This window comes from Variovorax sp. AB1(2024), assembly GCF_037482385.2.
In the GTDB taxonomy this organism is placed as follows: domain Bacteria; phylum Pseudomonadota; class Gammaproteobacteria; order Burkholderiales; family Burkholderiaceae_C; genus Variovorax.
This window is the reverse complement of the sequence record NZ_JBBHKP020000001.1, coordinates 1759449-1772021: the sequence shown is the minus strand read 5'-3', so window position 1 is coordinate 1772021 and position 12573 is coordinate 1759449. Positions and strand designations below refer to the sequence as shown.

General features: G+C 69.0%; 11 protein-coding genes. 10 read left to right on the top strand and 1 reads right to left on the bottom strand.

Annotated features, from left to right (window positions below; genetic code table 11):
* Positions 1–93: 93 nt before the first annotated feature.
* From WIX39_RS08290 to WIX39_RS08280, 3 genes are all read left to right on the top strand, one after another.
* The gene (locus WIX39_RS08290; protein WP_409194861.1) at positions 94–468 is read left to right on the top strand and encodes a Rieske (2Fe-2S) protein; all 375 of its coding nucleotides are present in this window, start codon (positions 94–96) and stop codon (positions 466–468) included.
* A gap of 23 nt (positions 469–491) precedes the next feature.
* Positions 492–1085, top strand: a complete 594-nt coding sequence (locus WIX39_RS08285) for a YbhB/YbcL family Raf kinase inhibitor-like protein (RefSeq protein ID WP_409194860.1) — start codon at positions 492–494, stop codon at positions 1083–1085.
* A gap of 89 nt (positions 1086–1174) precedes the next feature.
* On the top strand, positions 1175–2662 hold the full coding sequence (locus WIX39_RS08280; protein ID WP_409194859.1) for a sensor domain-containing diguanylate cyclase: 1488 nt from the start codon (positions 1175–1177) through the stop codon (positions 2660–2662).
* Here WIX39_RS08280 and WIX39_RS08275 read toward each other — a convergent pair whose 3' ends face one another.
* Positions 2663–3556 (bottom strand): LysR family transcriptional regulator, encoded by an 894-nt coding sequence (locus WIX39_RS08275; protein ID WP_106935754.1) that lies wholly within the window; start codon positions 3554–3556, stop codon positions 2663–2665.
* Between the two features lie 141 nt (positions 3557–3697).
* Between WIX39_RS08275 and WIX39_RS08270 the strand changes: the two genes are divergently transcribed.
* The 7 genes from WIX39_RS08270 to WIX39_RS08240 all read left to right on the top strand — a co-directional run bounded on the left by WIX39_RS08270 (position 3698) and on the right by WIX39_RS08240 (position 12564).
* Positions 3698–5833 carry a 3-hydroxyacyl-CoA dehydrogenase NAD-binding domain-containing protein gene (locus tag WIX39_RS08270; protein WP_409194858.1) on the top strand — a complete coding sequence of 712 codons (2136 nt, stop codon included), beginning with the start codon at positions 3698–3700 and terminating at the stop codon, positions 5831–5833.
* 32 nt (positions 5834–5865) lie between these two features.
* Complete coding sequence (locus WIX39_RS08265) at positions 5866–7056, top strand: acetyl-CoA C-acyltransferase (protein ID WP_081270840.1); 1191 nt, start codon at positions 5866–5868, stop codon at positions 7054–7056.
* A gap of 10 nt (positions 7057–7066) precedes the next feature.
* Positions 7067–8275: an acyl-CoA dehydrogenase family protein gene (locus WIX39_RS08260; RefSeq protein WP_106935757.1), complete on the top strand. Its 1209-nt coding sequence runs from the start codon at positions 7067–7069 to the stop codon at positions 8273–8275.
* Between the two features lie 10 nt (positions 8276–8285).
* Positions 8286–9440 (top strand): acyl-CoA dehydrogenase family protein, encoded by a 1155-nt coding sequence (locus WIX39_RS08255; protein ID WP_409194857.1) that lies wholly within the window; start codon positions 8286–8288, stop codon positions 9438–9440.
* Complete coding sequence (locus WIX39_RS08250; RefSeq protein ID WP_081270837.1) at positions 9437–10264, top strand: oxepin-CoA hydrolase, alternative type; 828 nt, start codon at positions 9437–9439, stop codon at positions 10262–10264. The genes WIX39_RS08255 and WIX39_RS08250 overlap by 4 nt, the downstream gene beginning before the upstream one ends.
* A 61-nt stretch (positions 10265–10325) precedes the next feature.
* On the top strand, positions 10326–11534 hold the full coding sequence (locus WIX39_RS08245; protein ID WP_409194856.1) for a CaiB/BaiF CoA transferase family protein: 1209 nt from the start codon (positions 10326–10328) through the stop codon (positions 11532–11534).
* Positions 11535–11574: 40 nt separating this feature from the next.
* Positions 11575–12564, top strand: coding sequence for a Bug family tripartite tricarboxylate transporter substrate binding protein (locus tag WIX39_RS08240; RefSeq protein ID WP_409194855.1), 990 nt, complete (start codon positions 11575–11577; stop codon positions 12562–12564).
* Positions 12565–12573: the final 9 nt, after the last annotated feature.

Genomic DNA, 12573 nt, shown 5'->3' with positions numbered 1-12573 from the left:
ATCGGCCATCCCAAAGGCTGCGATTTGTAAGCGGGCCGGCCGCACCGGCGCGGCGTTGCGCCGCACTCCAACCTTGGCTACCCTCGCTGCCAGATGACCGACGACCCGACAGCACCCGCCTCCGCCCCCGCGCCCTCCCCCGCTCCCACGCCCATTTCCACCGCGCTTGCCGCCGATCGCATCGCGGTCAAGTTCACCGCACCGGACGGCACCCCCGCCTTCGCCGTGCGCTGGCAAGACGGCGTGTACGCCTACATCAACCAGTGCCCCCACGCGGGCGGGCCGCTCGACTTCGAAGGGCAGATCATCGAGAGCTCGGGCCGCTTCCTGATGTGCGCGCGGCACGGCGCGATCTTCGAGCCCGACACCGGCAGGTGCGTGGGCGGCCCGTGCAAGGGTGCCAGCCTCGTGCCGGTTCCGGTTCACGAGCGGCCCGACGGCAGCATCTGGCCGGGCCAGGCCGAATGAACACAACCTTCAAGGAGAACCCTATGCGCAAGAACACCCGACCTCACCCCCTCGCCCTGTCGGTCGTGGCGCTGGCCCTCGCCGGCGTGCTGGCGGGCTGCACCGGCATGGCGGCCGGCACCGGCGGCAAGGCTTCCACGGGCATGAGAGTGACGTCCGCAGCGTTTGCCGACAACGGCGTGATCCCGGCCGAGCATGCCGGCGCGGGCGAGTGCGGCGGCAGGAACATTTCTCCGCCGGTGGCCTGGAGCAACCTGCCGGCCAAGACCCGGTCGGTCGCCGTGCTGGTGTTCGACCCCGACGGCGCGGCCGGCCTCGGCGTGTCGCACTGGGTGGCCTACAACATCGCGGCCGAGCGCGGCGAGCTCAAGGCGGGCGAAGGCCAGGCGGGCTCCAACTTCAACTTCACCATGGGCCCGAACGTGGCCGGCGCGCCGGCCTATCGCGGCATGTGCCCGCCGGTGGGCGACCGGCCGCACCATTACGTGCTGACCGTGGTCGCCACCGACCTGGCGCCCGGCAGCCTGCCGGCCGGTCTCGGGCGCGACGCGCTGCTGGCCGCGCTCAAGGGTCATGCACTCGGCGGACAGAGCGTGGTGGGCCTCTACAGCCGCTAAAGCCCTCGGGCTGCCGGGTAATAATCAGGCTCCCGATCTGCCGGCGGCCCGTCAGCCATGGCTGCAGCCGCTTTTCCGAAAGCCCATCGATGGCCCTGACCGCCGCCGCGTCCGACGTTGCCCCGTCATCCGAACTCGACGCCATGTTCGACCTGGCGCCCGTCTCCCTCTGGATCGAAGACTACAGCGGCCTCAAGCGCAAGCTCGACGGCTGGCGCGCCGAAGGCGTCACCGACCTGGTGGCGTTCCTGTCGGAAGACCCGGGCCGCGTGAGCGAATGCATGGCACTGCTGAAGGTGCTGCGGGTCAACCAGCACACCCTGAAACTCTTTGCCGCCGACAGCCAGCAGACCCTGCTCGATTCCCTGGACCGCGTGTTCCGCGGCGACATGTCGGCCACCGTGGTGCACGAGCTCGACCAGCTGTGGCGCGGCCAGCTCACCTTCGAGAGCGAAACGGTCAACTACGCCCTGGACGGCCGGCGGCTCGACGTGCGCGTGCGCGCCCGCGTGCTGCCCGGCCATGAAGCCACCTGGGAGCGCGTGCTGGTCTCGCTCGACGACGTGACCGAGCGCGTGGCCGCGCAGCGCCTGCGCGACGAAAGCGCCACCTACGCGCGCAGCCTGTTCGAGCGCTCGCCGGTGTCGCTGTGGGTGGAAGACTTCAGCGCCGTGCGCGCGCTGCTGCAGAGCATCCGCGCGCGCGGCATCACCGACTTCGCCACCTTCATCAAGGTGCACCCCGAATTCGTCACCCGCTGCATGCAGGAGATCCGCGTCATCGACGTGAACCGCGAAACGCTGCGCATGTTCGGCGCGCCCGACCTGCAGACCCTGCTGGGCAGCCTCTCGCGCATCTTCCGCGACGAGATGCGCGAATCCTTCGCCGAGCAGCTGCAGGACCTGTGGAACGGCAAGACCGTGCAGCACCGCGAGGTGCTCAACTACTCGCTGTCGGGCGAGGTGCTGAACATCCACATGCAGTTCGCGGTGCAGGACGACCGGCTCGACACCTGGGACCTGGTGCTGGTGTCGCTGGTCGACATCACCGCGCGCAAGAAGGCCGAGGCCTACCTGGAATACCTGGGCAAGCACGACGTGCTCACGCAGCTGTGCAACCGCACCTATTTCACCGAGGAGCTCACCCGCCTCGCGCGCAAGGGCCCGTGGCCGGTGTCGATCGTGGCTATCGACCTGAACGGGCTGAAGCAGCTCAACGACCAGGAAGGCCACGCCGCCGGCGACTCGCTGCTGCGCCGCATGGGCGAGGTGCTGGACAAGGCCGTCGACCCGCCGGCCTGGCCCGCGCGCATCGGCGGCGACGAGTTCGCGGTGCTGCTGCCCATGACCGACGAGCGCGGCGCCGAAGCCATGCGCGAGCGCATCCTCACGCTGCTGGAAATGAACAACCAGTTCCACGCCGGCCAGAGCGGCCATGCGCTGAGCCTTGCGATGGGCCTGGCGACCTGCCACGCGGGCGAGTCGCTGGAATCGGCGCTGCAGCGCGCGGACCGGGCGATGTATGTCGACAAGGCGCGGCACTACGAAGGCTCGTCGGGGGATCGGCGGCGGGCGTAGCTACTCCGGCACCCGCACTCGCTCCAGCACGAAATCGATGAACGTCCGGATCGCCCGCGTGTGCTGGCGGTTCGGCATGTAGAGCATGAACATCTGCGTGCCGAAGATGGACAGGCGCCAGTCGTCGAGCGTGGTCACGACGTCGCCGCGGCGCACATCCTCCTGCACCACGTAGTCGGGCACGAGGCCGATGCCCAGGCCGGCGAGGATGGCCTGGCGCAGGAACAAGAAGTTTTCCGAGATCAGCGTCGGCTCCAGGATCACCTCGCGACGGGTCTCGCCCTGGTACGCCGACACGCGCAGCTGCCGCCCGATGACGGCGGCGGTGACCACCGGCGCGCCCTGCAATGCGTCGAGCTGCACCGGCAGCGGATTCTTCGCCGCGTATTCCGCCGAGGCGCAGGCCACGTAGCGCACCGGCCCCATCGCGCGCGCCACCAGGTTCTGCGGCGGCTCGGGGATCACGCGGATGGCGATGTCGACCTCGTCGCGCAGCAGGTCCTCGATGCGGTTCTCGAACACCACGTCGAGCACGATGCCGGGGTACTGGCGCTTGAAGTCGATGAGCCAGTCGGCCATGACCAGTTGCCCGTAGCCGCTGGGCACGCTCAGCCGCACGCGGCCCTGCAGGCCCTGGCCCAGCGTGGTGACAGATTCGCGCGCCGCCAGCAGTTCGCCCTGGATCGCCACGCCGTGCTGGTAGAGCCGCAGGCCGATTTCGGTCGGCTCGGCGCGCCGGGTGGTGCGCCGCACCAGCTGCGCGCCCACCGAGCGCTCCAGCTGGTTCAGGTGGTAGCTGACGTTGGCGCGCGTCATCTTGAGCCGGCGGGCCGCCGCGCTCAGGTTGCCGGCATCGAGGATTTCCACCAGCAGGGTGAGCGATTGCAGGTCCATGCACCCGATTGTGTCAAAAATCCTTTGACAGTCTGTCAACCGCCTATGCAATTGTCAAAGCGGGGATACCGGCCAAGAATGCTTGGTTCACCCCAGAGCCTCGAACCCGCACGGTTCGCAACGCACGAGACAAGCAAGCACATGGCCACCAACACTCCCAGCCCTTCCACGTCCACCGGTCCCGTCACCTTCGAGCGTCGAGGCGACGTTTTCGTGGTGACCATCGATAACCCGCCTGTCAACGCCCTCGGCGTGGACGTGCGCCGCGGCCTCGTGGCCGCCATCGACGCGGCGGAGGCCGACGGCGCCGCCAAGGCGGTGCTGATCGCCGGCGCGGGCCGCAACTTCATCGCGGGCGCCGACATCCGCGAGTTCGGCAAGACGCCGCAGCCGCCGTCGCTGCCAGAGGCCTGCCTGAAGATCGAGAACTGCACCAAGCCGGTGGTTGCCGCCATCCACGGCGCCGCGCTCGGCGGCGGGCTCGAAGTGGCGCTGTCGGCGCACTACCGCATCGCATCGCCCACCGCCAAGCTGGGCCTGCCCGAAGTGGCGCTGGGCCTGCTGCCCGGCTCGGGCGGCACGCAGCGCGCGCCGCGCCTCATCGGCGTGAAGCCCGCGCTCGAACTCATGCTCAGCGGCCGCCATGCGGGCGCCAAGGAAGCGCTGTCGCTCGGCCTCGTCGACCGCCTCGGCACCGACGCCGACGCGCTGGCCGAAGGCCTGGCCTACGCGAATGAACTGGTCGCCGCCAACGCGCCGGTGCGCCGCACCCGCGACGCCGGCGCGCTGGCCGACAAGGAAGCCAGCCGCGCCGCGCTCGAAGCCGCGCGCGCCGAAACCGCCAAGAAGAGCCGCGGCCTGTTCTCGCCGATGAAGATCATCGAAGCCGTCGAGGCCGCGCTCACGCTGCCTTTCGACGAAGGCATGGCGCTGGAGCGCAAGCTGTTCCTGCAGTGCATCGACAGCCCGCAGCGCGCCGGCCTGATCCACGCCTTCTTCGCCGAGCGCGAAGTGCTGAAGGCGCCCGAGACCAAGTCGGCCAAGCCGCGCGCGCTGGAGTCGGCCGGCATCGTCGGCGGCGGCACCATGGGCGCGGGCATCGCGGTGGCCATGCTCGACGCCGGCATGCCGGTGACCATGATCGAGCGCGACGACACCCAGCTCGCACGCGGCCGCGCCAACGTGGAGAAGGTGTACGACGGCCTCATCAAGAAGGGCCGCATGACGCCCGAGGCCAAGGCAGCCGTCATGGCGCGCTTCTCCGGCTCCACCAGCTACGACGCGCTCGCCAGCGTCGACATCGTGGTGGAAGCCGTGTTCGAGGAAATGGGCGTCAAGAAGGCCGTGTTCGCCGAACTCGACCGCGTGTGCAAGCGCGGCGCGGTGCTGGCCACCAACACCTCGTACCTGGACATCGACGAGATCGCCGCCAGCATCTCGCGCCCGCAGGACGTGGTGGGCCTGCACTTCTTCTCGCCCGCCAACATCATGAAGCTGCTGGAGATCGTGGTGCCCGCCAAGGTGAGCGCCGACGTGGTCGCCACCGGCTTCGAGCTGGCGAAGAAGCTCAAGAAGGTGCCGGTGCGCGCCGGCGTGTGCGACGGCTTCATCGGCAACCGCATCCTGGCGGTGTACCGCCAGGCCGCCGACCACATGATGGAAGATGGCGCCTCGCCCTACCAGATCGACGAAGCGGTGCGCAACTTCGGCTACCCGATGGGCCCGTTCCAGGTGTCCGACCTGGCCGGCGGCGACATCGGCTGGGCCACGCGCAAGCGCAAGGCCGCCACGCGCGACCCCGAGGCGCGCTACGTGCAGATCGCCGACCGCATCTGCGAGCGCGGCTGGTTTGGCCAGAAGACGCAGCGCGGCTACTACCTGTACCCGGAAGGCGCGCGCACCGGCGTGCCCGACCCCGAAGTGCTGGCCATCATCGACGCCGAGCGCGAGCGCGCCGGCATCAAGCCGCGCGCCTTCACCGAAGAGGAAATCATGCGCCGCTACATGGCCGCGATGGTCAACGAAGGCGCCAACGTGGTGCTGCAGCGCATCGCGCTGCGCCCGCTGGACGTGGACGTGACCTTCCTCTACGGCTACGGCTTCCCGCGCCACCGCGGCGGCCCGATGAAATACGCCGACACCGTGGGCCTGCCCAAGGTGCTGGCCGACATCCGCGAGTTCGCGAAGGAAGACCCGATCTTCTGGAAGCCGTCGCCGCTGCTGGTGCAGCTGGTCGAACGCGGCGCCGATTTCGCCAGCCTCAATCAATCCGAGTAACCACAGAGCCAGCCCTCCAGGAGACACACCCCATGCGTGAAGCCGTCATCGTTTCCACCGCCCGCACCCCGCTCACCAAGGCGCACCGCGGCGAATTCAACATCACCCCCGGCCCCACGCTGGCGGCCTTCGCCGTGAAGGCGGCGGTGGAACGCTCGGGCCTCGACCCCGCGCTGATCGAGGACGCCATCCTCGGCTGCGGCTACCCCGAAGGCACCACCGGCCGCAACATCGCGCGCCAGGCCATCATCCGCGCGGGCCTGCCGATCGGCATTGCCGGCACCACGGTGAACCGCTTCTGCGCCTCGGGCCTGCAGGCGATTGCCATGGCCGCGGGCCGCATCGTGGTGGACGGCGCGCCGGCCATGATCGCGGGCGGCGTGGAAAGCATCTCGCAGATCCGCTCGCGCAGCGCCACCGATGCCGGCGACAGCGGCATGGACCCGTGGATCGTCGAGCACAAGCCCGAGCTGTACATGGCGATGATCGAAACGGCCGACATCGTGGCCAAGCGCTACAACATCAGCCGCGAGGCGCAGGACCGCTTCTCCGCCGAGAGCCAGCGCCGCACCGAAGAAGCGCAGATCGCCGGCCGCTACAAGGACGAGATCGTCGCCTGCACCACCACCATGGCCGTGACCGACAAGGAGACGAAGGAAGTCACCTACCGCGAAGTGACGGCCACCGAAGACAACTGCAACCGCCGCGGCACCACCTACGAAGCGCTCGCCAAGCTGAAGCCCGTGATGGGCGAAGACAAGTTCGTCACCGCCGGCAATGCCTCGCAGCTGTCCGATGGCGCATCCGCCTGCGTGCTGATGGAAGCCAAGGACGCCGAGCGCGCCAACATCAAGGCGCTGGGCGCCTTCCGCGGCCTGGCCGTGGCCGGCTGCGAGCCCGACGAGATGGGCATCGGCCCGGTGTTCGCGGTGCCCAAGCTGCTCGCGCGCCACGGCCTCAAGGTGCAGGACATCGGCCTGTGGGAACTCAACGAAGCCTTCGCCTCGCAGTCGATCTACTGTCAGGACAAGCTGGGCATTCCGTCGGAGCTGCTCAACGTGAACGGCGGCGCCATTTCCATCGGCCACCCCTTCGGCATGACCGGCGCGCGCCTCGCGGGCCATGTGCTCATCGAAGGCAAGCGCCGCGGCGCGAAGTACGCCGTGGTCACGATGTGCATCGCCGGCGGCATGGGCGCTGCGGGCCTGTTCGAAATCTATTGAGGAGCCCGCGATGGACCTGAACTTCACGACCGAAGAAGAAGCCTTCCGCAGCGAGGTGCGCGCTTTCCTGGCCGCCAAGCTGCCGGTGCGGCTGTCCGAGAAAGTGCGCAGCGGCAAGATCCTCGAGAAGGCCGACATGCAGGAATGGCACGCCATCCTCAACGAGCGCGGCTGGCTCGCCAACCACTGGCCCGAGCAGTACGGCGGCCCGGGCTGGACGGCGGTCGAGAAGTTCATCTTCGAGAACGAATGCGCGCTGGCCTTCGCACCGCGCATCGTGCCCTTCGGCGTGAACATGCTGGGGCCGGTGCTCATCAAGTACGGCAACGAGGCGCAGAAGCAGCATTGGCTGCCGCGCATCCTGAACGGCGCCGACTGGTGGTGCCAGGGCTATTCGGAACCCGGCGCGGGCTCCGACCTGGCGGCGGTGAAGACCTCGGCCGTGCGCGGCATCGACGCGCAGGGCGACCACTACATCGTGAACGGCCAGAAGACCTGGACCACGCTGGGCCAGCACGCCAACATGATCTTCTGCCTGGTGCGCACCAACCGCGAGGCGAAGAAGCAGGAAGGCATCAGCTTCCTGCTGATCGACATGACATCGCCCGGCGTGGAAGTGCGCCCGATCATCACGCTCGACGGCGAGCATGAGGTGAACGAGGTGTTCTTCTCCGACGTGCGCGTGCCCGCCGAGAACCTCGTGGGCGAGGAGAACAAGGGCTGGACCTGCGCCAAGTACCTGCTGACCTACGAGCGCACCAACATCGCGGGCGTGGGCTTCTCGGTGGCCGCGCTCGAACAGCTGAAGGGCATTGCCGCCACGCAGACCAAGAACGGCAAGCCGCTGGCGGAAGACCCGGCCTTTGCGGCGCGCATGGCGCGCGTCGAGATCGACCTGGAGAACATGAAGACCACCAACCTGCGCGTGATCGCGGCGGTGGCAGGCGGCGGCGTGCCGGGCGCGGAAAGCTCGATGCTGAAGATCCGCGGCACCGAGATCCGCCAGGAGATTTCTTCGCTGGCCCGCCGCGCGATGGGCGTGTACGGACGCCCCTTCATCGCCGAGGCGCTGAAGGATGGTTTCACCGGCGAGACCTTCGGCCCCGATTACGCATCGGCCGCCGCCTCGCGCTACTTCAACAACCGCAAGCTGTCGATCTTCGGCGGCTCCAACGAAATCCAGAAGAACATCATCTCCAAGATGATCCTGGGCCTGTAAGGAGAACGGCATGAACTTCGAACACACCGAAGACCGGCGCATGCTCGCCGACAGCCTGAACCGCTTCATCAGCGAGCAGTACGCGTTCGACGCGCGCGACCGCATCGCGAAGTCGGAGCACGGGTTCAGCAAGGAAATTTTCCAGCAGTTCGCCGAACTGGGCGTGATCGGCGCGCTGTTCAGCGAGGCCGATGGCGGCTTCGGCGGCGGCGGCTTCGACATCGCCGTGGTCTTCGAGGCACTGGGCCGCGGCCTGGTGGTCGAGCCGATGCTGGGCGCGGTGATGGTCGGCGAGGCGCTCAGCGCCGCCGGCACCGATGCGCAGAAAGAAAAGCTCGCGGACATCATCAACGGCGTGACGGTTGCGGCCTTCGCGCACGACGAGGCCGACACGCACTACGAACGCACGCGCGTGGCCACCAGGGCAGAACGCTCCGGCGACGGCTGGGTGCTGCACGGCGCCAAGGCCGTGGTGCCGCAGGGCGAGCAGGCCGACCTGTTCCTGGTCTCGGCCCGCACCTCGGGCAACGTGGACGACGAAGCCGGCATCTCGCTGTTCCTCGTGCCCGCGAAGACCGCGGGCCTCACGGTGCGCGGCTGCCCCGCCATCGACGGCGGCCGCGTGGCCGAGCTTGCATTCGACGGCGTGAAGCTGGGCGCCGACGCGCTGCTCGGCGCCGAAGGCCAGGGCCACGCGACGCTGGAACGCGCCATCGGCCGCGGCGTGCTCGCGCTGTGCGCCGAGGCACTGGGCGCCATGGAAGCCGCCAAGACCGCCACGCTGGAATACCTGCGCACGCGCAAGCAGTTCGGCACGCTGATCGGCAGCTTCCAGGCCCTGCAGCACCGCATGGCCGACCTGCTGCTGGAGATCGAGCAGGCCCGCTCGGCCGTCATCAACGCGGCCGCCGCCATCGACACCGGCGAGCGCCTGGCGCGCGAGCGTGCGCTGTCAGCCGCCAAGTTCAGCATCGGCCGCATCGGCGCGCTGGTGGCGCAGGAAAGCATCCAGATGCACGGCGGCATCGGCATGACCTGGGAACTGCCCCTGCCCCACTACGCCAAGCGCCTGGTGATGATCGACCACCAGCTGGGCGACGAAGACCACCACCTGCAGCGCTACATCGCCCTGGGCAAAGAGTGCGGCAAGGAGGTGGCGGCATGAGCGACACGACGAACAAGACAGTGCTGATCTCGCAGGAAGGCGCCGTGCGCATCCTGACCAACAGCAACCCCGCCGCGCGCAACGCGATCACGCCCACGCTGTACGCCGAGCTGAGCGCCGCGCTGGCCGACGCCGAGAAAGACCCCGAAGTGGGCGCCATCGTGTTCACCGGCGCGGGCGATTTCTTCTGCTCCGGCGGCGACCTGAACCTGCTGGCCAAGCGCCGCGAGCTGCCGGTGGCCGAGCGCCGCCAGATCCTCGAAGGCCTCAACAACCTGATCCGCGCGCTGCGCGATTGCGGCAAGCCGGTGATCGCGGCGGTCGAAGGCGGCGCCGCCGGCGCGGGCCTGTCGATGGCGCTGGCCTGCGACATGCTGGTGTCGGCGCGCGACGCCTTCTTCACCGTGGCCTACGTCAAGGTCGGCCTCACGCCGGACGGCGGCGCCACGGCCTTCCTGGCGGAGTTCGTCTCGCGCCAGGTGCTGACCGAGATGTGCCTGACCGGCGACCGCATGCCGGCAGAGCGCCTGCATGCGCTGGGCGCCGTCAACCGCCTGACCGACAAGGGCGCCGCGCTGGCCGAAGCCATCGCGCTCGCGGCCAAGGTGGCCAGCGGCCCGCAACGCGCCAGCGCGCGCATCAAGACGCTGTGCCGCCAGGCGCACCACGCCACGCTGGAAGAGCAGCTCGACGCCGAGGCCGTGTTCATGGTCGAGTCGCAGGGCGACGCCGAAGCGGCCGAAGGCATCGGCGCGTTCCTCGGCAAGCGCAAGGCCGACTTCGTGGCGCTGCGCCGCGCCGGCGGCAAGGCGGACGCGTCCTGACACCCGCCCTGCCCGCCCCCTGCGCATGCGCACGGGGCTTTTCGTTTTTCCTGGAGTAGCCATGTCCTCGCTGAATTCCTCGCTGCCGCTTGCCGGCGTGCGCGTCCTCGATCTGTCCCGCATCCTGGCGGGCCCCTGGTGCGGCATGGTGCTGGCCGACATGGGCGCCGAGGTCATCAAGGTGGAGCACCCGGGCCGCGGCGACGACACCCGCGACTGGGGCCTGCGCGTGGGCAAGACCGAGACCGCCTACTTCAACAGCGTGAACCGCAACAAGCGCTCGGTCACGCTCGACCTGCAGACGCCCGAAGGCCAGCAGCTCGCGCGCGACCTGGCGAAGCAGTGCGACGTGGTGATCCAGAACTTCAAGTTCGGCGGCATCGACAAGCTGGGCCTGGGCTACGATCAGCTGAGCAAGGAGAACCCGCGCCTCATCTACTGCTCGATCTCGGGCTACGACCGCACCGGCCCCGAAGCAGCGCGCCCCGGCTACGACCTCGTCGTTCAAGGCGAAGCCGGCCTGATGGCGCTGAACGGCGAAGCCGACCAGCCGCCGCTGAAGTTCGGCGTGGCGGCTGTCGACCTTTTCACCGGCATGTACTCGGCGCAGGCCATCCTGGCGGCGCTCTACCAGCGCGAGAAGACCGGCAAGGGCCGGCACGTGGAGATGGCGCTGTTCGACTGCGGCCTGATGATCACCGCCTACTACGGCCTCGAGGCGCTGCTCATGGGCGAAGACCCGCCGCGCTACGGCAACTCGCATCCGTCGATCGTGCCGTACGGCGTGTTCGACGCGGCCGACGGCCCGCTGGTCATCACCGTGGGCAACAACGCGCAGTTCGCGCGCTTCTGCACCGAGGTGATCGGCCGGCCCGACCTCGCGGCCGACGAGCGCTTCAAGACCAACATCCTGCGCTCGGCCAACCGAGCGGTGCTGCTGCCCGAGCTGCACGCCGAACTGGCCAAGCGCCAGCGCGCCGACCTGCTCGAGAAGCTCACCGCCGCCGGCATTCCCTGCGGCGAGGTGCTGGGCCTGCTGGAGGCGCTGCAATCCAAGCGCGCGACCGACGCCGGCCTGGTCACCACGCAGCCGCACCCGGTGGCCGGCACGGTCAACGTGCTGGCGCCGCCGTACCGTTTCGATGGCGAGCGCCTGCCGGTGCGCAGCGCGCCGCCCACCCTGGGCGAAGGCACGCACGACGTGCTGAAGTCCCTGCTCGGCCTGTCGGATGAAAAGCTGGCGGCGCTGAAAACGAGTGGCGTCGTCTGAAGAAGACAGGCGTCCGAATTTCCCAAGTAGACAAGACCCAATGGCATCCCTTTCCCTTCGCAGTCCCGTTCGCCGCGCCCTTCTCGCCCTCGCCCTGCCCCTGGTGGCCGGCACCGCCTTCGCTCAGGCGTGGCCCGCCAAGCCGATCACGCTGATCGTGCCCTTCCCGCCGGGCGGCCCGACCGACGTGGCCTCGCGCATCGTGGCGCAGAAGATGTCGGTCGCGCTCAAGCAGAACATCGTGATCGACAACCGCAGCGGCGCATCGGGCACCGTGGGCGCCGCCACGGCCGCGCGGGCCGCGCCCGACGGCTACACCTTCGTGATGCTGGCCACGCCCACGCTGCTGGCCTCGCACCTGTACGGCCCCACCGGCTACGACATCTTCAAGAACTTCACGCCCGTGGGCTCGGTGTACGACCTGCCGATCGTGCTGGTGGTGAACCCCAAGTCGCTGCCCGACGTGAACGGCGTGCAGGACCTCATCGCCAAGGCCAAGGCCGAGGGCGGCAAGCTCAACTACACCACCGCCGGCGCCGGCAGCTTCGGCCACCTGACGACCGAGCAGCTCAAGACCATCGGCAAGTTCGACATGCAGCACGTGCCCTACCGCGGCAGCGCACCGGCCGTGACCGACCTGATCGGCGGCCAGGTGCCCGCGATGTTCTCCGACCTGGTGGGCGTGCTGCCGCACATCAAGGCCGGCAAGCTGCGCGCCATTGCCGTGGGCTCGGGCAAGCGCGTGAGCCTGCTGCCCGACGTGAAGACGGTGGCCGAGCAAGGCTTCCCCGGCTTCGACGCCACCTCGTGGGGCGGCCTGCTGGCCCCGGCCGGCACGCCCAAGGAAGTGATCGACCGCATGAGCGCCGAGCTGAAGACCGCGCTGGCAGACAAGCAGGTGCAGGAGAAGCTCGAGAGCGTGGGCTCCTTCGCGGCCTACCGCACGCCGGCGCAGACGGGCGCGCGCATGCACGAGGACTTCGAGCGCTGGGGCAAGGTCATTCGAGACAACCACATCACGAACCAGTAAAACGAACCG

Coding starts and splice junctions, on each gene's coding strand:
- WIX39_RS08255 (WP_409194857.1), top strand. CDS start 8,286: ATGAACTTCGAACACACCGAAGACCGGCGCATGCTCGCCGACAGCCTG.
- WIX39_RS08280 (WP_409194859.1), top strand. CDS start 1,175: ATGGCCCTGACCGCCGCCGCGTCCGACGTTGCCCCGTCATCCGAACTC.
- WIX39_RS08275 (WP_106935754.1), bottom strand. CDS start 3,556: ATGGACCTGCAATCGCTCACCCTGCTGGTGGAAATCCTCGATGCCGGC.
- WIX39_RS08290 (WP_409194861.1), top strand. CDS start 94: ATGACCGACGACCCGACAGCACCCGCCTCCGCCCCCGCGCCCTCCCCC.
- WIX39_RS08285 (WP_409194860.1), top strand. CDS start 492: ATGCGCAAGAACACCCGACCTCACCCCCTCGCCCTGTCGGTCGTGGCG.
- WIX39_RS08250 (WP_081270837.1), top strand. CDS start 9,437: ATGAGCGACACGACGAACAAGACAGTGCTGATCTCGCAGGAAGGCGCC.
- WIX39_RS08260 (WP_106935757.1), top strand. CDS start 7,067: ATGGACCTGAACTTCACGACCGAAGAAGAAGCCTTCCGCAGCGAGGTG.
- WIX39_RS08270 (WP_409194858.1), top strand. CDS start 3,698: ATGGCCACCAACACTCCCAGCCCTTCCACGTCCACCGGTCCCGTCACC.
- WIX39_RS08245 (WP_409194856.1), top strand. CDS start 10,326: ATGTCCTCGCTGAATTCCTCGCTGCCGCTTGCCGGCGTGCGCGTCCTC.
- WIX39_RS08240 (WP_409194855.1), top strand. CDS start 11,575: ATGGCATCCCTTTCCCTTCGCAGTCCCGTTCGCCGCGCCCTTCTCGCC.
- WIX39_RS08265 (WP_081270840.1), top strand. CDS start 5,866: ATGCGTGAAGCCGTCATCGTTTCCACCGCCCGCACCCCGCTCACCAAG.